Source organism: uncultured Capnocytophaga sp. (assembly GCF_938029845.1).
Taxonomy (GTDB): Bacteria; Bacteroidota; Bacteroidia; order Flavobacteriales; family Flavobacteriaceae; genus Capnocytophaga.
The window spans coordinates 1-20,643 of the sequence record NZ_CALHGG010000048.1; the positions used below are offsets into that span (position 1 = coordinate 1).

20 protein-coding genes are annotated in these 20,643 nt (G+C 42.3%); 4 read left to right on the forward strand and 16 right to left on the reverse strand.

Going from position 1 to position 20,643, the window contains the following annotated elements:
• On the reverse strand, positions 1–226 hold a 226-nt coding region (locus Q0625_RS03510), incomplete at its 3' end, for a hypothetical protein (RefSeq protein ID WP_298823511.1).
• 80 nt (positions 227–306) lie between these two features.
• Between Q0625_RS03510 and Q0625_RS03515 the strand changes: the two genes are divergently transcribed.
• The 4 genes from Q0625_RS03515 (at position 307) to Q0625_RS03530 (ending at position 4,063) form a co-directional block, all read left to right on the forward strand.
• The gene (locus Q0625_RS03515; protein ID WP_298823512.1) at positions 307–1,056 is read left to right on the forward strand and encodes a metal ABC transporter ATP-binding protein; all 750 of its coding nucleotides are present in this window, start codon (positions 307–309) and stop codon (positions 1,054–1,056) included.
• A gap of 1 nt (position 1,057) precedes the next feature.
• The gene (locus Q0625_RS03520) at positions 1,058–1,906 is read left to right on the forward strand and encodes a metal ABC transporter permease (protein WP_009659779.1); all 849 of its coding nucleotides are present in this window, start codon (positions 1,058–1,060) and stop codon (positions 1,904–1,906) included.
• Positions 1,907–1,925: 19 nt separating this feature from the next.
• A complete protein-coding gene (locus Q0625_RS03525) occupies positions 1,926–2,525 on the forward strand; it encodes a zinc ABC transporter substrate-binding protein (protein ID WP_298823513.1) in 600 nt (199 codons plus the stop codon).
• 173 nt (positions 2,526–2,698) lie between these two features.
• Positions 2,699–4,063, forward strand: coding sequence for an AAA family ATPase (locus Q0625_RS03530; protein ID WP_298823514.1), 1,365 nt, complete (start codon positions 2,699–2,701; stop codon positions 4,061–4,063).
• Positions 4,064–4,135: 72 nt separating this feature from the next.
• Here the strand turns inward: Q0625_RS03530 and Q0625_RS03535 are convergent, their stop codons facing one another.
• The 15 genes from Q0625_RS03535 to Q0625_RS03605 form a co-directional block, all read right to left on the reverse strand.
• Positions 4,136–4,999 (reverse strand): cbb3-type cytochrome c oxidase N-terminal domain-containing protein, encoded by an 864-nt coding sequence (locus Q0625_RS03535; RefSeq protein WP_298823515.1) that lies wholly within the window; start codon positions 4,997–4,999, stop codon positions 4,136–4,138.
• Entirely contained in the window at positions 4,996–5,187 is a 192-nt protein-coding gene (locus Q0625_RS03540; protein ID WP_298823516.1) for a CcoQ/FixQ family Cbb3-type cytochrome c oxidase assembly chaperone, read from the reverse strand. The genes Q0625_RS03535 and Q0625_RS03540 overlap by 4 nt, the downstream gene beginning before the upstream one ends.
• Before the next feature lie 6 nt (positions 5,188–5,193).
• The gene (ccoN, locus tag Q0625_RS03545; RefSeq protein WP_298823517.1) at positions 5,194–7,389 is read right to left on the reverse strand and encodes a cytochrome-c oxidase, cbb3-type subunit I; all 2,196 of its coding nucleotides are present in this window, start codon (positions 7,387–7,389) and stop codon (positions 5,194–5,196) included.
• Positions 7,390–7,410: 21 nt separating this feature from the next.
• Positions 7,411–7,635, reverse strand: coding sequence for a cbb3-type cytochrome oxidase assembly protein CcoS (ccoS, locus tag Q0625_RS03550; protein WP_298823518.1), 225 nt, complete (start codon positions 7,633–7,635; stop codon positions 7,411–7,413).
• Positions 7,636–7,739: 104 nt separating this feature from the next.
• A complete protein-coding gene (locus tag Q0625_RS03555; protein WP_298823519.1) occupies positions 7,740–8,387 on the reverse strand; it encodes an alpha/beta hydrolase in 648 nt (215 codons plus the stop codon).
• A gap of 4 nt (positions 8,388–8,391) precedes the next feature.
• Complete coding sequence (locus tag Q0625_RS03560; protein WP_298823520.1) at positions 8,392–8,802, reverse strand: copper resistance protein NlpE N-terminal domain-containing protein; 411 nt, start codon at positions 8,800–8,802, stop codon at positions 8,392–8,394.
• Between the two features lie 11 nt (positions 8,803–8,813).
• Complete coding sequence (locus Q0625_RS03565; protein ID WP_298823521.1) at positions 8,814–9,758, reverse strand: glycosyltransferase family 2 protein; 945 nt, start codon at positions 9,756–9,758, stop codon at positions 8,814–8,816.
• Positions 9,759–9,774: 16 nt separating this feature from the next.
• Entirely contained in the window at positions 9,775–10,281 is a 507-nt protein-coding gene (locus Q0625_RS03570) for a DUF4199 domain-containing protein (RefSeq protein ID WP_298823522.1), read from the reverse strand.
• Positions 10,278–10,673 (reverse strand): SRPBCC family protein, encoded by a 396-nt coding sequence (locus Q0625_RS03575; protein ID WP_298823523.1) that lies wholly within the window; start codon positions 10,671–10,673, stop codon positions 10,278–10,280. The genes Q0625_RS03570 and Q0625_RS03575 overlap by 4 nt, the downstream gene beginning before the upstream one ends.
• 1 nt (position 10,674) lies before the next feature.
• A complete protein-coding gene (gene pyrE, locus Q0625_RS03580; protein WP_298823524.1) occupies positions 10,675–11,313 on the reverse strand; it encodes an orotate phosphoribosyltransferase in 639 nt (212 codons plus the stop codon).
• Between the two features lie 5 nt (positions 11,314–11,318).
• Positions 11,319–14,195 (reverse strand): translation initiation factor IF-2, encoded by a 2,877-nt coding sequence (gene infB, locus Q0625_RS03585; protein ID WP_298823525.1) that lies wholly within the window; start codon positions 14,193–14,195, stop codon positions 11,319–11,321.
• A 65-nt stretch (positions 14,196–14,260) separates the two neighbouring features.
• Positions 14,261–15,496, reverse strand: coding sequence for a transcription termination factor NusA (nusA, locus tag Q0625_RS03590; RefSeq protein WP_298823526.1), 1,236 nt, complete (start codon positions 15,494–15,496; stop codon positions 14,261–14,263).
• A gap of 11 nt (positions 15,497–15,507) precedes the next feature.
• Positions 15,508–15,972, reverse strand: a complete 465-nt coding sequence (gene rimP, locus Q0625_RS03595) for a ribosome assembly cofactor RimP (protein ID WP_298823527.1) — start codon at positions 15,970–15,972, stop codon at positions 15,508–15,510.
• A gap of 104 nt (positions 15,973–16,076) precedes the next feature.
• Positions 16,077–16,766, reverse strand: a complete 690-nt coding sequence (gene mnmD / locus Q0625_RS03600; protein WP_298823528.1) for a tRNA (5-methylaminomethyl-2-thiouridine)(34)-methyltransferase MnmD — start codon at positions 16,764–16,766, stop codon at positions 16,077–16,079.
• Positions 16,763–20,643: AAA domain-containing protein (locus Q0625_RS03605; protein WP_298823529.1), on the reverse strand; the 3,881-nt coding region annotated here is incomplete at its 5' end. The genes mnmD and Q0625_RS03605, both read right to left, overlap by 4 nt.

Sequence of the window (20,643 nt, forward strand, 5' to 3'; positions counted from 1 at the left end):
TCAGAATGGCATCTTCTGGCACTCCATCTCCAACCAGCCATTTGTCGGTCGTGGCAAGCATAAGATCTTCAATCTCATCTGCCAGATCCATGAAACCGCCCGTCACTGGCTTATCATCAGGAATGACCGCCGTCTTGGCCCACTCACCATTAATCGCATCATAGAAATCATCTTGTAGTCGTGTCATCTTCTTCTCGCTTTCATGCTTTTGATATAACCTTATCAAAATCTACTTGTTTTTTCAAACATTTCTTATATTAATTTTAGAGATTTATTAAAAATTAACTTGACTTAATTTTTATTTTAATGTATATTAATCTCATAGAGGTGTATGAGATGATTACGATTAAAGATTTGACTGTCAGCTATCAGGATACGCTGGCTCTTGAGCCCCTTTCATTAACCATTAAGGAGCCAACTATTACTGGGATTATCGGTCCTAACGGAGCCGGAAAATCCACCCTGCTCAAGGGCATGCTAGGGATTATTGACCACCAAGGCCAGACTCTGCTGGATCAAAAGCCGCTGCAGAACTCTCTCCAGCGCGTCGCCTATGTAGAGCAAAAGATTAATATTGATTATTATTTTCCTATCAAAGTCAAAGAGTGTGTCTCTTTGGGACTTTACCCTCAGCTCAAGCTTTTTCAGGGGCTAAAGAGTTCCCATTGGAACAAGGTGGCTGAGGCATTGAAAATTGTCGGTTTAGAAGACTTGGCAGAGCGCCAGATTAGCCAGCTATCTGGCGGCCAATTCCAGCGGGTCTTGATTGCTCGCTGCTTGGTTCAAGAGGCGGATTGTATCTTTTTGGACGAGCCTTTCGTCGGGATTGACTCTGTCAGTGAAGAGATTATCATGTCTACACTGCGCAGTCTCAAAGCCGCAGGCAAGATTATCCTGATTGTCCATCATGACTTGAGCAAGGTTGTTGATTATTTCGACCAAGTTATCCTGCTCAATCGTGAGCTGATTGCCTTTGGTCCTACCGAGACCAGCTTTACCAAGGACAATATGAAAAAGACTTACGGCTCCCAGCTCTTTATGAATGGAGGTGACTAGAATGATTTTAGAATTCTTCCAAGGGCTGCGGGACTTTCACTTTCTGCAAAATGCCCTCATCACAGCCATCGTCATTGGGATTGTTGCTGGAGCTGTCGGCTGCTTTATCATTCTGCGCGGCATGTCGCTCATGGGGGATGCTATCTCTCACGCGGTTCTGCCCGGTGTGGCCCTGTCCTACATTTTAGGGATTAATTTCTTTATCGGAGCCATCACTTTCGGACTTTTGGCATCGATTATTATCACTTACATCAAGGGCAATTCCATTATCAAAAGCGATACGGCCATTGGGATTACCTTTTCATCCTTCCTAGCTCTGGGTGTGATCCTAATCGGCGTTGCCAATAGCTCCACTGACCTCTTTCATATTCTCTTCGGGAATATCTTGGCTGTTCAGGATATTGATATGTGGATTAGTATTGGAGTCGGAATAGCTGTGCTCTTAATCATCACCCTCTTTTTCAAACAGCTATTGATTACTTCCTTTGACCCCTTGCTGGCTCAAGCAATGGGTATGCCAGTCAGCTTCTACCACTATCTGCTGATGATTCTCTTGACCTTGGTCTCTGTGACAGCTATGCAGAGCGTGGGAACCATTCTGATTGTCGCTCTCTTGATAACACCGGCAGCAACGGCCTACCTCTATGCCAACAGTCTGAAAACTATGATTCTGCTGTCCTCGGGTTTGGGAGCTCTGGCTTCTGTGCTGGGACTCTTTATCGGCTATAGCTTTAATGTCGCTGCAGGATCCAGCATTGTCCTGACCTCGGCCCTCATCTTTCTCATCTCTTTCTTTATTGCCCCTAAGCAACGCTATTTAAAACTTAAAAACCAACCTAAACTAAAATAAAATTTAATGGAGGAATCCCATGAAAAAATTAGGTTTTTTATCCCTGCTTTTGCTAGCAGTCTGCACTCTCTTTGCCTGCTCCGATCAGAAGAACGCGTCCAGTGACTCGTCCAAGCTCAAGGTTGTTGCGACCAACTCAATTATCGCTGATATTACCAAAAATATAGCTGGCGATAAGATTGATCTGCACAGCATTGTACCAGTCGGCAAAGATCCCCATGAATATGAGCCCCTGCCCGAAGATGTCAAAAAGACTTCTCAAGCGGATCTCATCTTCTACAACGGTATCAATCTGGAAACTGGCGGTAATGCTTGGTTTACCAAGTTGGTCAAAAATGCCAATAAGGAAGAAAACAAGGACTACTATGCTGTCAGCGATGGTGTTGACGTCATCTACCTTGAAGGGCAAAGTGAAAAGGGCAAAGAAGACCCTCATGCTTGGCTCAACTTGGAAAATGGTATTATCTATGTACAAACAGTAGGAAGAAATTTAGATGATGAGAATGACCCTGTGATAGATTATCAATATCAGTGGCAGCTGAAACTAAATATGGTACTACAAACTACTCTTGAGCGATTGCTAGAAATAGGAAGAGGGAAGAAAAATATGAATATTTGAAGACCTCCCCGTGTTGAGTAAAAAGAACTTACAAAATCATTATTTCTTTGGATTTTTGCAAAAAATGGCAATTTATTTCTTTGGATTTTTGCAAAAAATGGCAATTTATTTCTTTGGATAATTTTAATTTTGTATCTTTGTCGCCTGATATATAATTCTTTATAATTTATAAGATGTATTACCCAAGATTAATAGATAGCTATCTAAAAGAATGGGCTGAGCACCCTGCTCGCAAACCTTTGTTGTTAAGAGGTGCAAGGCAAGTAGGCAAATCGACAGCAGTAAGAGAGTTGGGCAAACAATTTGAAAATTTCGTAGAAATAAACTTAGAAAAGCAACCTTCATTTATACAACTCTTTCAGGGAGACCTCGATGTAAAGCGTATAGTACCTCAGCTTTCGGCTATGGTGGGCAAGCCTATTGTTGCTGGACAAACACTGCTTTTTATAGACGAGATACAAGCAGCAGGCGAGGCGATTATGGCATTGCGTTTTTTTAAAGAAGATATGCCCGATTTGCACGTGATAGCGGCAGGGTCGCTTTTAGAGTTTGCCCTCGAAACATTGCCAACCTTTGGAGTGGGGCGCATCCACTCTATGTTTGTTTACCCAATGACTTTTGATGAGTTTCTAAGGGCTTGTGGCGAAACCTTGCTATTGGAAGCGCGCAATAGTGCTACTGCCGAAGCGCCTTTACCACTACCTTTATACGAGAAGTTAGTAGGGTTATTTCGCTCTTATATGTTGGTAGGAGGGATGCCAGAGGTAGTAGCCAAATGGGTAGCCACACGCGATTATTTGGCTTGCCAAGAGGTGCAAGACGATATTGTACTCACCTATCAGGACGATTTTCCTAAATACCGAAAGAGAGTAGACCCTACCTTGCTTAGATTTACCCTGCAAAGCGTCGCCTTACAAATAGGCAGTAAGTTTGTGTACTCGCAAGTAGGAGGAGGGGGATACCATAGTAATGAGGTGAAAAAAGCGTTGGAATTGCTTATTTTAGCGGGTATAATCACACCTGTAACGCACACCGATGCTAATGGGCTTCCGTTAGGAAGTGAAACCGACCCTACTTATAGGAAAATGCTACTGCTCGATAGTGGATTGCTACTCCGTTGGCTTGATATGACAGGCGACATCACAGAGCTTACAACCCAAATACTCACCCAAAACCCTACCGACTTAGTAAACAAAGGAGCGCTTACTGAGATGATTGCGGGGCTTGAACTATTGCGATACCGCACCCCCAATATGCGACACGAGTTATTTTACTGGGTGCGCAGAGCCAAAAATGCACAGGCAGAGGTAGATTATCTCATACCCTACGAGTCGGCAGTATTGCCTATAGAAGTAAAAGCAGGCACACAAGGAGGAATGAAGAGTTTGTGGCAGTTTATGCGCGAAAAGAAGCTAAAGAACGCCATAAGAGCCTCATTAGAGAACTTTGGAGTGTTCACCAATACCAATACAGAAGATAAGACAGAACGTATGGTAAGAGTATGTCCGCTATTTGCTTTATCGAAGATTACACAATAGAGACTGAATATGTTACAAAAAAAGTGCTTGTAGTTTTTGTTCTACAAGCACTTTTTAAATTAATAATAATTATTATTCTTTTTTCCAGATGATATCTCCTTCAGGAGCTTTAGGGCTAGCCGGAGAGCTTCCTTGTAGGGAGAGCACATAGCTGGCTACCTGTTGGCGTTGTTTAGGAGATAGGGTAGCTTTCCAGGCAACCATACCTTTTCCTTCACGTCCTCCTTCGGAGATGGTGTGGAATACATTCTTGATACCACCTCCAAGAACCCAATGGTCATCAGTAAGGTTAGGACCTATACCCCCACCACCATCAGGAGCGTGGCACATGATGCAGTTGGCTTGGAAGATGCTTTTTCCTTCTTGTAGGCTAGCTGCATCGGTAAGTTCAGTAACGCTATCAGCATCTATCAGCCCAGGGTTAGCCTTTTTGAAAGCCTCAATAGCTAGTTTGGCATCAGTAACTTCTTGTTCGTATTCGGCTTTTTGGTTAAGACCACCGAATACTTCATACTTGAATAGATATACTACGGCAAAGATAATACAAGCGTAGAAAAGATAGGTCCACCAAGGGGGTAGGTTGTTGTCCAACTCTTGGATACCATCATAGTTATGGTCAAGTATAATTTCAGATTCCTTTTCCAAAGGTTTCTGGTCAAGCATTTTGGCAACAAAGCGTCCCCACCAGCTGTTTTGTTCGGCAAGCTCTCTGGCACGTTTTTGTTCGTCAGAAAGCAAGCGGTCTAGAAAATCCTCCTTGCGGTAGGCAACCATCTCAATACCTATAAGGATAAGAGTCAGGAATATCAGAAAACCACCAATGGAAGGGATAGAGACGATAGCCGAAGCAGCTTCTGTCCCATATATATATTCTAACAATAAGGCAGCGAAGCCTACAATGATAAGAATACGTATTAAAGCTAATAAATTTCTCATAAAATGTTGTTGTTTTGATCGTCGTCGTTTAAAGGAAGGTTACTAATCTCATTCAGATCCTTTTTCTTATAGGAGAATACCCACCAGAAAAGGACAATGAAAAAAGTAAAGCAAATAATCAAAGAAATAATCGGGTAAAGTGAAACACCTTCAATGGATGCCATGTGGTGTTTGATAAACTTCATCATAGCGAATTATTTTTCAGTGTTCTCTTTTTTTGCTTTGATATCTACACCCAATCGTTGTAAGTAGGCAATCATAGCCACGATTTCACGTTTTTCGATGGGGATAAATTGCTCTCCACGAACTTCGGCATTTTTCTTAGAAGCCTCATAATCGGCTACAAAGTTAGGATCGTTCTGCAAGCTATTGGCGATAGCACGTGCTTGAACAGCTAAGTTCTCATGAGCAAACTTGAAGTCAGCTTCGTTGTAAGGAACCCCCAATTTGGAAAGGGTACGCATCTTCTCTAAGAGTCTGTCAGTGTTTAGCTCATTCTTAATTAGCCAAGGATAAGATGGCATGATACTTCCTGCGGAAGTCTGTCTTGGATCCAACATGTGGTTGAAGTGCCAGTTATTGTTGTACTTACCACCCAAGCGGTGCAAGTCAGGTCCTGTACGCTTACTTCCCCATAAGAACGGACGATCATATACAAACTCTCCAGCTTTGGAGTATTCTCCATAACGCTCTACCTCACTACGGAAAGGACGTACCATTTGAGTGTGGCAACCTACACAACCTTCACGGATATAGAGGTCACGACCTTCCAATTCGAGTGGTGTATAAGGTTTTACTTCGGCTATGGTAGGAATATTTTCTTTAACCAATAGGGTAGGGATAATCTGTACGGCACCTCCTATGGCAACAGCTATAGTAGCCCATATAGTCATTTGTACAGGCTTTCTTTCTAGCCAGTGGTGAAGTGTTTCACCTGCTACACGTCTTTTGCTGATAGGCGCTAAAGCAGGAGCCTCGGCAAGCTCATCAGTTACTGATTGTCCCTGGCGGATGGTCTTCACTACGTTGATAACAGCTAGGATAGCTCCAGTGATATAGAGGGTTCCTCCTATGGCACGCATAGCGTACATAGGCATAATGGCATTGACTGTATCGAGGAAGTTACCATATACCAAGTTTCCGTCGGGGGAGAACTGTTTCCACATAGTGGCTTGGGTAAATCCTGCGATATATAATGGAATAGTATAGAAGACAATACCTAAAGTACCTATCCAGAAGTGAGTGTTGGCAAGGCGTATAGAGTATAGATTGGTTTTCCACATCTTAGGTACCAAGTAGTAGATCATACCAAAGGTAAGGAAACCGTTCCATGCGAGTGCTCCCACGTGTACGTGAGCGATAATCCAGTCAGTAAAGTGAGCAATCGCATTTACGTTCTTAAGTGCTAAGGTAGGTCCTTCAAAAGTAGCCATACCATAGCCAGTAACAGCCACTACCAAGAACTTAAGCACAGGGTCAGTACGTACCTTATCCCAAGCACCACGTAGGGTAAGCAATCCGTTGATCATACCTCCCCAAGAAGGAGCTACGAGCATTACGGAGAATACCACCCCAAGGTTTTGCGCCCATTCAGGAAGGGCTGTATAGAGCAAGTGGTGAGGTCCTGCCCACATATAGATGAAGATCAAGCTCCAGAAGTGAATAATGGAGAGTCGGTACGAATACACAGGCCTATCGGCTGCCTTCGGAATGAAGTAGTACATCAGTCCTAAGAAAGGAGTCGTTAGGAAGAAAGCCACCGCATTGTGCCCGTACCACCATTGCACCAAGGCATCTTGTACCCCTGCATATACGGAGTAACTCTTCATAGAAGTAAGGGAGATAGGGAACTCCAAGTTGTTGAAGATGTGCAATAAGGCCACCGCTACGAAAGTAGCTAAGTAGAACCAAATCGCTACATAGATGTGGCGCTGTCTTCTCTTGATAAGGGTTCCAATCATATTGGCACCCCAAGCTACCCATACAATAGCGATAGCAATATCAAAAGGCCACTCCAGCTCTGCATATTCCTTGGAAGTACTAAAGCCCATAGGGAAAGTAATCGCAGCACCTAATATGATTAGCTGCCAGCCCCAAAAATTGAGTTTGCTCAGGAAATTACTGTACATACGTGCCTTAAGCAAACGCTGCATGGAGTAGTAACTTCCTGCAAAAATAGCATTCCCTACGAAAGCGAAGATGACAGCATTGGTATGCAATGGACGCAAGCGACCAAAGCTTAACCATGATATACCTTCGGTAAGCGTAGGAAATAGAAAATAGTAGGCCAATAGTAAGCCCACACCCATCCCTACAACACCCCAAAAAAGTGTTGCATAAATGAAGTTTCTAACAATTTTGTTGTCGTAATAAAATTGTTCCATTTCCATAAAAAAATGATTTAGCAAGTTTTAAGTTGTTGTTTGCTTTTCTTTCTTGTCTTTGTGGTGAGACATATTTTTTTCCTCTGGACTTTCTTGAGCAGGAGGGGTTATTAGTTCATCTTCAAAGAGCATGCGAATAGCAGGACTTTCTACATCTTCATATTGGCCACTATGGATAGCGCGCAGGTACAAAAATAAGAATAATCCTACCACTACAGTACTTATGGATATGAGCATATAGATAACACTCATCAATAATCAAATTTGGTGCAAATATAGTAATTTTTTTGTATCTAAAAAATAAATTTTTTACTTATTTTTCACGTTTCATTTCGCTTGCCTCTGGTTGCTTATCATCAGTCACTAAATCGCTCTATAAGTGGAATAAGATGTTCATTGAACCAGCGAAAGCGGTTGATAATCATAATATGGGTACCCTTGTGGATACAAATGCAATCTTTGATATTCTTGATAGGGAATACTATGTCCTTATCCCCTTGTATATGAATGAGTTTCTCTGGAGGAAGTACAGGGAACTGCCAATCGAGCAATTCTCGTACACTCCAAGATAAATAATTGGGGGAGGCAAGTCCTATATACTTATAATAGAGTTTCTTGTAGCGTTTGGTACGTTTCCAAAATTCAAAGCTGGCGATCCACTTTAGGGGCAACAGATGATGCAGTTTTAATCGCTTACAGCACTGTATCCAGTAAGGGAGTTCCTCAGCTGATTTTATAGAAGAGATAAGTACCACACATCTGTATTCAGGCAGCAGGGTAGCTATCTGCTGTACCAATACACCGCCTAAGGATACACCTATAAGGATAGGGTTGGGAGCAGTGATCTGCTTTGCTATACGAGCGGCATACTCTTTGAAAGACTCTTGGGGGTGGGGTTCGTCCCAGTCAAGCAGATGTACCTCATACGGCTCAGGCCACTCAAGGTGCTGAAAAATACGAGGGCTAGCTGCCATTCCGGGCATACAATAGACAGGGATTGCCATTTTTTTATTTTTGGTGTAGGGTAACCATCGCTTCTTCTTCAGCAGTTAGCTTTTTATTGGGATCAGCCAAGTAGATTAGCACTTGAGCATCTACCCTGTAATATTCCTTTGTTCCATTTTCCCCTATAAGAGCAATAGTCTTATCAGCTTCATTCCATTCGAATTTTCCTTTATGAGTAGTAGGTTCATGATCGGGGAATATTACTGTTTTAGTATATTCATTGTTGTTACCCAATACAATAGTGGTATCAACCAATTCCTTAGTACCTATTTGTATGGCTCCTTCATAACGAATCCCTTGTTCAGTGGAGGTATTGGACTGGACAGCAGTTTCTTCCTTTGCTTGAGAGGATTCCTTAGGAGAGTTATTACAAGCCATTAGAGAGAGTAATGAAAAAATATATAAATATCTCATATAATATTAAATTAACCAATAGTTTCTTGTATGTGATATCTTGGCTCTGTCTCTCGACTTCTTAGTACCAATTCGGCTAAGAAGCCTGCTAGGAAGAACTGAGTACCTATAATCATAGAGGTGAGCGCTAAGAAAAATTGAGGACGATTAGTAATAAGGCGTCCTGTTGGGTCTATAAAGAGCTTGTCTATCCCTAAGTAAAAAGCAAAGCAAAAGCCTATGAAGAATACCAATACACCCAAGGCACCGAATAAGTGCATGGGGCGCTTGCCAAATTTGGAAAGGAATCCTATGGTAAGTAAGTCTAGAAATCCATTGATAAAGCGCTCCATACCGAACTTCGTTTTTCCATATTTTCTCGCTTGGTGTATGACTACTTTTTCAGTAATACGTGTAAAACCAGCTCCTTTGGCTAGTACGGGTATATAACGATGCATCTCCCCACGTACATCCACAGTCTTTACCACTTCTTTTCGGTAGGCCTTTAACCCACAGTTGAAATCATGTAGGGTAAGTCCTGAGACTTTTCTGGCTGCCCAGTTGAAGAGTTTGGAAGGGAGGTTTTTGGTAAGCTTGTGGTCATAGCGCTTTTTCTTCCAACCAGAGACTAGATCGTACCCTTCTTGGGTAATCATTTGGTAAAGTGCAGGAATCTCCTCAGGACTATCCTGAAGGTCGGCATCCATGGTGATAACCACATTTCCTTCTGCTTTGGCAAAACCTGCATTAAGGGCTTGGGACTTGCCATAGTTCCTAAGGAAACGAATTCCTTTCACATGGCTATCCTTGGCGCAAATCTGTTGCACTACCTCCCAAGAATGATCCGTAGAACCATCATCTACAAAGAGGATTTCATAGGAGAAAGATTCCCGTACCATCACTTGTTGTATCCATTGATGGAGTTCGGGTAGGGATTCTTCTTCGTTGAATAAGGGAATGACAACCGATATTTGCATATATGATGTCTAAAGATTAATTTCTGTTGTAAAGTTTGAAAATGGAACTTGCTAATAAGGAGATTATAAGTCCAAAAAACATGTTGGAAACTACCGATAGGTTGAATTGTATCCATGGGGACTTATTGTCTTCCATAGTAGTGCGCATCTGTTCTATAGTTTGAGCATCTACCTCTGGATGTTGTCCCTTATAGGCTTCCAATTGCAAACTGTTGAGGGTATCCAAGTGAGTAGGAGCAATATATTTGATGAATACAATCCAAAAAACAGCAGCAATTACAGCAAAAAATATAGAGATACCCAATCCCATCTTCATCATCTGTCGGAAACTGCGTTCTTTGCTCTGGTAAATACCTAAAAAGATAAAAAAGGAAAGTAATAAGATGGGTAAAATGCCAAATAGAAAGACAGTAAGGGGCTTACCATTGTATGCCCCTAAAGTATATTGTAGCATCGTAAGGACGATACTGGCACCTCCCATGATACCTCCATATCTTAGCATCAGTTTTTGGTGCTTCTTCATAGCGTCTTTGTTTTTTCAGCCATAGTCTCCAATAGCTTAGTAATGGGGCTTTTGACTACCATAGCTATCATAGGATTGAACTCTCCCTCGAAAGTGTAAGAAACCTCTGTCTGAGCTTCTGATTTAGGATCAAGTCCTATACGAAGGGTGAAGGGGAGTTTACCCTCTGGTGCACCATAGACAAGTTCACTTACTGGAGTTAGTTTTTTCTTTTCCAAGAAAATCTCTGGCATACCTTTTAGGGCAAAAGAGAAAGAAGTATTGTCCTCTGCAGAGGTAAAGTGCGCCAAGTTCTCTGGCATCAGCTCCTTGAAAAGAGCTACATTCTCTAATTTCTCATAGACACCTGTAATAGGTAAGCCAACGGATACAGTGGGGGAGGTGATTTTCATATTATGTCCATTTATCAGGGGCTAAGCGCCACTTAGCCAAGGTTTCTAACTGGGCTTCAGAAATATAATTTCTGTCTTTGGCCTCTTCTAACAAGGCATTGTATTGGCTAAGAGTATCTAAACCTATATCAGCAGTGATGAAATTGTTCTGAGCAACTTCGAACAAATAGGAAAAGATAGCTACCATACCGAGTACTTCTAAGTGATTTTCTCTCAAGGCTTTTACAGCTCCTATACTGCTCATACCTGTACTGATGAGGTCTTCTATCACTACGGTTTTTTCTCCTTCGGTGAAGCTGCCTTCTATTTGGTTGCCACGCCCGTGCTTTTTAGGTTCTGGACGTACATACACGAATGGAAGGCCTAACCTATCTGCCACAAGCATTCCCATGCCTATAGCTCCTGTGGCTACTCCTGCAATAAGTTGTACATTAGGGTATTTCTCCCTAATAAAGCGACTCATGGTAAGGGCTACTTTCTCCCGTGCCTCAGGATAGGAGAGTAGCATGCGATTATCACAATAAATAGGCGACTTCCAGCCTGAAGCCCAAGTAAAAGGTGCCTCCGGACTGAGCTTAATGGCTTGAATATCAAGTAAGGTACTTGCTATATCCTTAGCAATTGAAGCAGTTATTTCCATGATGGTTATAATTTTTTCTTAACAGCTATTTCTTGGAAGGCTTCTATTACGTCTCCTTCCTTGATATCATTGTAATTCTTAATTTGCAGACCGCAATCATAGCCTTTGCTCACCTCTTTCACATCGTCCTTAAAGCGCTTGAGTGAGGAGAGTTCCCCTGTATAGATAACCACGTTATCGCGTAAGAGGCGTATTTTGGAGTTGCGATATATTTTTCCATCGGTAACCATACAACCTGCGATAGTACCCACTTTGGAGATCTTGAAGAGCTCTCGGATTTCTACAGTACCTGTTACCTCTTCACGCATTTCAGGTGAAAGCATACCTTCCATCGCATCCTTGAGGTCGTTGATCGCATCGTAGATGATAGAATAGGTACGTATGTCGATTTCTTCCTTCTCGGCCAAGGCTCGTGCATTGGACATAGGGCGTACATTGAACCCTACGATAATGGCATTGGAAGCAGAGGCCAATAGTACATCGGACTCGGTGATAGCTCCCACTCCCTTGTGAATGATAGAGACTTGTATCTCTTCGGTAGAGAGTTTTTGGAAAGAGTCGGTAAGAGCTTCCACAGAACCATCCACGTCCCCTTTGAGGATAATATTGAGTTCCTTGAAGTCTCCAAGGGCGATACGGCGACCGATTTCGTCCAAGGTGATATGACGTTGCGTACGTACTGATTGCTCGCGTAGGAGTTGGGTACGCTTAGCGGCTATTTGTTTGGCTTCTTTTTCGTCCTCGAATACATAGAACTTATCTCCAGCCTGTGGCGCTCCATCAAGTCCTAAGATAGTTACAGGGGTAGAAGGAATGGCTTCTTTTACATTTCGACCACGTTCGTCCTGCATAGCGCGTATTTTTCCTGAATGGGTACCAGCTAGTACATAATCACCTATTCTAAGGGTACCTTCTTGTACCAATACAGTGGATACATAGCCACGTCCTTTGTCCAAGGCGGCTTCCACAACTGTACCAACAGCGCGTTTGTTCGGGTTGGAGCGAAGCTCTAAGATTTCAGCTTCCAAAAGGACTTTGTCTAGCAGGTCGCTCACCCCAATACCTTTTTTGGCAGAGATATCTTGGGATTGGATTTTTCCACCCCATTCTTCTACCAAGAGGTTCATATTGGCTAAGTGTTCTTTGATTTTTTCTGGATTAGCAGTAGGCTTATCTATCTTATTGATAGCAAATATGATAGGTACTCCTGCGGCTTGTGCATGGCTAATAGCCTCTTTGGTTTGCGGCATGATATCGTCATCGGCAGCAATTACGATAATAGCAATATCGGTAATCTGGGCACCACGGGCACGCATAGCGGTAAACGCCTCGTGTCCTGGAGTATCAAGGAAAGTAATACGCTGCTTACTGCGCTTGAGGGTTACCGAATAGGCCCCTATGTGCTGGGTGATACCACCGCTCTCACCAGCAATCACATTCTCATTACGGATATGGTCAAGCAAGGAAGTTTTCCCATGATCCACATGTCCCATAACCGTTACTATAGGTGCACGAGGAACTAAGTCCTCTGGGCGATCTTCCTCGGTAGGAATAGCCTCATCTATGCCTGCGGTGGAGAATTCTATTTGGAAGCCAAACTCATCGGCAACGATAGAGAGGGTTTCCGCATCCAATCGCTGGTTCATCGTAACGAAAATACCCAAGGACATACATGCCCCAATAACTTTATTGACAGGGACATCCATCATAGTAGAAAGCTCATTGACTGTTACGAACTCTGTTACGCGTAGGATAGTGCTTTCTCTTTCCTGTTGTGCGATTTCCTCCTCACTCTTATGGCGATGACTATCGCGTTTTTCTTTACGATACTTAGCACCCTTGGATTTGACAGATTTTCCTTGTAGCTTTTCTAAGGTTTCACGTACTTGCTTTTGTACTTCTTCCTCAGTAGGCTCTGTTTTTACAAAGATTTTACTGTCTTTTTTCTTATTCTTGTTCTTGTCTTTGTTGTTATCTTTGTTGTTGCCATTACCTCCTTTTTGTGCATTAGGATTTACTGTATTTTCTTTTTCAGAAGAAATACGTTTGCGTTTGCGTTTTCCTTGTTTGTCAGAAGTGGCACCTTCTTTGGTTTTATCCTTGTCTTTTCCGTTCTTTTTCTTTTTAGGCCGTTCGAACTGAGACAAGTCTATTTTTTCACCTACGAGCTTAGGCCCTGTTAGTTTGGTGTATTTAGTTTCTATTACACCTGGTTCAGGTTCTATTTGGGGCTTTTTCTCTTCCTTTTTAGCAGCATCTTTAGAAGAGACAACGGGTTTGCCAGAGAGTAGTTCTCTATTTTTGTTTTTAAGATCTTTTTCTTGTTTGCTAAGGGGAGCTTTGACCTCTTTTTTGTCTTTATCCTTATCCTTATGCTTATTTTTATCCTTGTGTTTGTCGGAGAGGTTTTCCTCTTGAACATGTTCCTTAGGTAGTTCTTTCTCTACCACAGAAGGTTGTTCAAGGGTTATCTTCACCTCTTCGCCAGCAGCCTCCTGCTGGGGGGCTACCTCTTTGGATGCAGCTTTCTTAGGCTGATCCAAGTCGATTTTACCAACGACTTTGGCGCCTGTGATAGTGGCTTTGGCGCGAATGACTTCCTGTTCTTTCTGTGCTTTTTCTTGTCTTTCCTTTTCTAAAAGTTCTTGACGGATAGCCTCTTTTTCCCTGCGTTGTTCCTCAGTGATTTCTTTAGAAGTCTCACGACTTTTCTTGTCAGAACCAAATTCCTTATCCAATAGAACAATAAGCTCTGCTGGAATCTTTGTATTTGGATTGACATCCTCTATAATATGTCCCTTTGATTTGAGAAATTCAACTACTCTATCGGTAGAGATGTTGTATTCTTTTGCTGCTTTATTTAATCTTTTATCCTCGGCCATAAATTTCTAAGCTCGTTTTTTACGTTGTATGATGTGTGTTGGTTGTGTATTATTTGGTCAGCTATTTAGTTTTCAAATTCTTCTTTAAGAATACGAAGTACTTCTTGGATAGTTTCAGCCTCCAAATCTACGCGTTTTTCAAGTTCTTCGGCACTGTACTCCAATACGCTCTTGGCAGTATCAAGACCTATGCGGCGAAATTCTTCAATCACCCAAGGCTCTATATCATCTTCGAATTCGGAGAGTTCTACGTCTTCTTCGGCACCTTCACGGAATACATCTATCTCATATCCTGTTAGGATACTTGCCAAGCGTATATTGCTTCCTCCCTTACCAATGGCCTTGGAAACTTCCTCAGAGGCCAAGAGAATTTCAGCACGCTTGGTTTCCTCATTTACTGTGATGGAGGTGATTTTAGCAGGGGCTAAAGCCTTGCTAATGAATAGGTTGATATTGCTTGAATAGCTAATAACGTCTATATTCTCGTTGCCTAACTCACGTACGATGCTGCGAATACGGGCACCATTGACACCCACACAAGCTCCTACAGGGTCTATACGATCATCATAAGTATCTACTGCGATTTTAGCTTTCTCCCCTGGAATACGTGCTACCTTTTGGATAGTGATAAGCCCATCGGCAATCTCTGGAATCTCTTGTTCAAAAAGGCGTTCCAAGAATACAGGTGAGGTACGGGAAAGAATAATGGAAGGTTTATTTCCTTTGAAATCCACGGATTCTATAATCCCCTTGGTAGTCTCTCCTTTCTTGAAGAAATCAGAAGGGATTTGCTTGTCTCTAGGTAGGAGAATCTCATTACCTTCGTCATCAAGTAGGATTACAGTTTTTCCCTTAATATGGTGTATCTCAGCGGTGTATATAGTCCCGATGAGTTCTTTGAATTTCTTATAAACGGTATTGTTGTCATACTCATGTACCTTGGAGATGAGATTCTGTCGCAAGGCCAATATGGCACGACGACCGAGCTGACTGATTTTCACCTCTTCGGAAACCTCTTCTCCCACCTCAAAATCTGACTCTATTTTCAAGGCTTCGCTCAGTGGTATTTCTGCATTGGGATTTTCTACCATTCCGTCATCTACAATAATACGGTTGCGCCATATCTCTATGTCGCCCTTATCGGGGTTGATGATGATATCAAAATTCTCATCTGAACCGTATTTTTTCTTCAAGGCAGTTTTGAACACCTCGTCCAATATGGACATAAGTGCCTCGCGGTCTATGAGCTTGTCGTCTCTAAATTCTGAAAAAGATTCTATCAAATCGAGATTATTTTCCATGAGAGTATTATCTAAAATTTTAATTTTAATTTTGCTTCTTTTATCTCTTCTATTGGTAGAAGAATTTGTTCGGTAACAGTAATTTTTCCTTTTCCTTGTGGTTTTGGTTGGCGAGAGGTTACCTCAAGGGTTACTTTGCCTTCACTTACCTCTTGAATAACTCCTGTATGGCTTGCTGTGGTAGTTTTCACTTCTACTTCTCGGCCTATGTTTTTTGTATATTGTCTTTCTTGAGTTAGAGGGGCAGAGATACCGCAGGAACTTACTTCCAAGGAAAAATCCTCTTCTTCCCTGTCCAAATTATGCTCAATAGCACGGCTTAAGGCTACACAATCATCTATACCAACTCCATTGTCGCCATCAATAATTACCTTGATGAGGTTGTCCCCACCTACTGAATAGTCAATGAGAAAAAGTGAAGGATTTTCTTCTAATCCTTTGTCTATCAGTTCTTTTACACGTTCTTTTAAGTTCATATAATTATAAAAAAAGAGGACTCATTGCCCTCTACCTCTTAATTACCAATTCCGAGTGCAAAAATACAACTATTTATTTAAAAAACAAATAATTATTAAAAAAATTATTTTTTTGCATTTGTAGGCTCATTTTTTTCTTTCTTAGCGCGGAGCATATCTCGCTTTCCTAAGGCACCAGGGAGCTTTTCTACCTTGAAGCCAACGGCTTGCATGGCTCGGCGCGCACTCCCTTTGGAGGCATAGGTGACTAAGACACCTCCTGCTTTGAGTGCTTGGTACATACGCTCGAAAATGTGTTCTGTCCATAGCTCTGGCTGTACACTCGCTGAGAAAGCATCAAAGTAAATAAGGTCAAAACGCTCCTTATCGCTGATCTGCTCAAAGGATTGTTGTCGCTTCTTGAGAGTGAAGGTAGGGGAGAGGGCAAGGGTCTCTTCCCATGGAGAACTGTGTATCTGCTGGAAGATAGCTTCTTTGTCAAGAGCTTTCAATACTTCTGGGTAGTTCAGGCAAGCAACCTCCTGCGCAGTCAAAGGATAGGCCTCCACGCCTTCATAATGAATGGTTTGTTGTAGTTTCTCATGTTCAAGGAAGGTAATAAAGGCGTTCAGCCCTGTACCTAAGCCTATTTCAAGCAATTGTACTTCTTGACTAGCAAAGAGATCTAGACCACTGCGGATAAAGACATGGTAAGCCTCGCCTATGGCACCACGCATGGAATGGTAGTGCTCACCCCATGCTTCTATCTCCAAAGTGGTAGAGCCGTCTTGGGTATGTATAATCTTTCTTTTCATCGGGTAGCGAGTGTTTTTTCAAGAGCAGAAATAGCGTTCTTGATAGGCATATCGGAATAGATACGCATGTAATCAAGACCTGCTTCACAGAGTATTTGTTCCTTGTGTAGGTCTTCCAGATAACCCATGGACTCTTGGTAGATGGGCTTGCTCAAGCACTCTATGGCAATAGGTTTGCCTGAAGGAGGCATAAGTAATATATCAAGTACATATCCTCCGAAAGGTTTGTCTTTGCTTAGTGAGAGGGTAGGGAATTGCTTTTGTAGTAGGGTAAAAACTTCTTCTTTGAATAGTAATTGCCCACGAGTGGTGGCTTCTTTCCTTAGATTACCATAGAGGGCAAGGGTTTGTAATACCTCTTCTATGCCTTGGGTATTCTCTTCGCTTACCGCTTTGGTATAAGCTAAATAGGCATAGAGTACGGCCTTGCGGTTGTTGGCCTGCTCTTGGGCTAAGGCATCAGCGTAATTGAGGAAAACGCTTTCAGGTATGGAGTTGCACACATATATTTTTTCTTTGGCACGGGTGATGATTACATTGAGCAACTTATAACCTTTTTGCTGGTTCAAGGGGCCAAAACTTTGGGTAAACTTGCCGTCTTTCTTCTTTCCATAGGTAACCGAAAGGATAATGATATCACGTTCGTCTCCTTGAATATTCTCCAAGTTCTTGATAAAGAGCCCTGCTTGTTCTAGTGCAGTTAGCTTTTCGGCAAATTCTTGCTCGGTGGGTTGGTTCCTGAGCCACAGCAGTTTCTTTCGGATAAAGTTGCGCTGGGAGATGTTGAAAGTAGCTACTCCTACCGAAGGGTAACTGCCATCCTCTCTGGGTTGAATTTGCTTAAGTATCTCAATCACCTTGAGGGCTTCAGCTTCGTTCATATATTCGTGGAAAGTACCGTCTACTTGATAGAAAGTGATAGGATTTTCACTTTCAAAACGAGGTAGTGGGCGGAGTTTTCCATTGTAGAAAGCCACATTGGAGAAGTCTATCAAATAAGGGTGCTTGGAGCGGTAATGGAAGTCCAGATGATGCTTATCATATTTGTATTCCAGAGCAAAATCAAGTAGTGATTCTACCGAGAGTAGCGAATTTTTTTGGAGCGCTTGGTCTTCTTCCTCTATCTCTTCCTCATCTTGGTAACCGCCTTCAAAGATTTTACTAAAGTAGTTGCTCGGTGGCATCTGGTGTTCGTCTCCTGCGATGATTACAGTTTTTCCCTTGAGAATAGCAGGGAGGTTGTCTTCCAATTTTAGCTGGCTGGCTTCGTCAAAAACGACATAGTCAAAGTAGAAATTTTTCCCTTGGAAGAGGTTACAACAGCTATCGGGGGTAGTGAGTATGATAGGGAAAAAGGTAGTGAATAGGTCTATATCTTTGCTAGCTATCTGTCTGAGAGATAGTCTATTGTGTTTTTCACTTCTACGCTTGTTATACAGATTGGCTACGGTCAGTTCCTTGTGATTGGTCTCAAAGCCTTTTACAGCTAGCTGTTGTGCTTGATCCCAATATTTGGTAATGATCTCTTGTTGTGAGGTAGCAAAGCGGCGGAGTTTTCCTCTGAAATCCTCATAGACATTAGCCGAAAAAGGGGTAAGTACTTCCGATTTTTTGAGCAAGAAAGCCTTATAATAGGCGTATAGAAAAGAGGCTTCCCAATGAGAAGCTTGTGCTTGTTCTAGGGTTAACAGACATTGCTTGAGCAGAGGATTAAGATTATTTTCAAAGGCAAACCATTGGTAACCAGTCTCTAAGGGATTGTTGTGATCGTTTTGGTATTGGGTGTGTTGCTCAAGGGCAGTCTCTATAAAGGTCTTAAAATCAAAGAAAGTATGCCCTTCAAGGGGAGCAGCTATATAGGCTGTTTCCCTTATTTGTTCCTTAAGTTGAGATAAGGAGGAGATAAGGGAGCGAAGGGTATCGCTGGCAAATTTAGGGTCGTAGAAGTTTGCTACATCTAAGAGGGCAAAATCATTAGCTACTTTTTCATCAAAGTTTGTTTGCGCTCGGCTAAGCTCCTCTCGGTAGTTAAGTATCTGCTCTTTGTTGGCAAAGAGGTTATCAGAGAGGGAAAGTGTGGCAAAATTGGGATGTAGGCTTATCTTTTTAATTTCTTGATAGAGCCACAATAAGCGTTTTTGCTGCGTGATAGCCTCCTTTCGTTGGCTCATAAATAGCGCACTGAGCTTATAGAAAAAGCTTTCTGTACGTTTTCGGTTATATTGGTCTGCATCGGCAGGGAGCAGACTGGTAAGGGTTTCAGTCTCATTTATATAAGTGGTGAGTAGCTGGATTTGTTCAGCAAGTTCTTCCTTGCGCTTGTATAAGTATTCCCCCTTGTATGTTTTGTAGAGGGTTAGTATATGCATCCATTGCTCCTTATAGCTATGGAAAGTCTCCTCTATGTGATGTGCTATCTGTTGGAAAGGCTTAGCAATGAGTGTCTTGGGATTGTATAGATAGTTTGTCTTATAGGGGGCAAAGGGTAAGAAAAGCCTTTGGGCAGGGGCAAGTGTTTCTTTCAGTACCTCATGCTCTTGGTCGGTGAAGCTTAGGGGTAATCCTTGTAAGGAGATAGGAGTATGCTCAGGGGCATACTTAAGCATTTGACCTGTAAGCTCTGTCCAGTTTTCTCCAGAGAGTAGCGGAGTGAATAGTTCTTTGTGATGTAGGTTTATGCTCTCTTTTAGAGCTTTCAGCCCACTTATTTGGGTATCTTTTGCCTCTTGAGGATAGGCAGGAATTGCCTTTTTAAAGGAGGGATCGTCTAAGATATTGCGTACAGTATCTACCACCAATTTTCTATCGGCGATGCTGTCTTTGATAAGTATAGTGTATTTCTCTAAACCTCGATTTTGTAGGGAATGATGTAGTACCTCCAAGGCGGTTTGTTTTTCACATACCACTAATACTTTTTGCTGATTTTCTAGTGCATTGACTAAGATAGCAGTAAGGGTCTGGCTCTTACCTGTTCCAGGAGGCCCTTGTATGAGCAGATGTGATTGCCAACGGAGTTGTTCCAATACTTCCTGCTGGGAGGGGTCGGTAGGGATACTCGTAAAAGTTTGGAAATCCTCTTTCGGGGTACTCTTTCGGGGTTCAAATTGTTCTTTTAGGCTTTGGTAATCATTGATAATGTTTTGTTTTTGTACCTCAAATAGGGAAAAAAGTCCTGATTTCTCAATTAGGGCATCACCTTTCTGAGGAAGGAGCGCCTCATAAGCAGCTTTGCTTTTGATAGGGAGTATTTCAGCGTAGTTATTCTCCAAGAAATCAAGGTTCTGACTGATTTTCAGTTGACCTAGTAGCTCGGTACATATCTTGAAGAGTTCTGCTTTGTCTATCTTACCATCTTCGAGCATCTCATCAGGGATAGGAGCTATGGTAATATGGGAGTCATTCTGCAGGTGATTGATAAGTACTTCATTGATGTAGATAGGATCATCCTCACTGCGGCTAATCTCCCAAGTGTTGAGCTGCGAGGTAGGGCGTATTCTCACTGACCAGATCAGCACAGGTGCCACTGTAATTTGTCCATCGGTCAAATCGCGCCTAGCAAGGATAGGGAAGCCAAAGCCCAAAGCATTAACACCTTTTTCTTGGAAAATAGCTTCACTCTGGAAGATGAGGTTATCCACTCCATCAGAGAGTTTTTCCAAAAGAAGTACTCTTTCTTTTTCATCCGCATTTTCTGTTGGTTGTTTTTTACCTCTTATAGCTTCTACTGGCTCCACAACAGTATAGTCCCGTTCGTCTATAGCTGTGGAAGAGGTGTCGTGTAAGGAAAAGGTGAACTTGAGGTTTTTCAAGGTTAGTAAGTCCAAGATAAAACGCTCTGGAAGGCTTTTGAAAATAGTGGAGAGCCTCGCCAGATCAA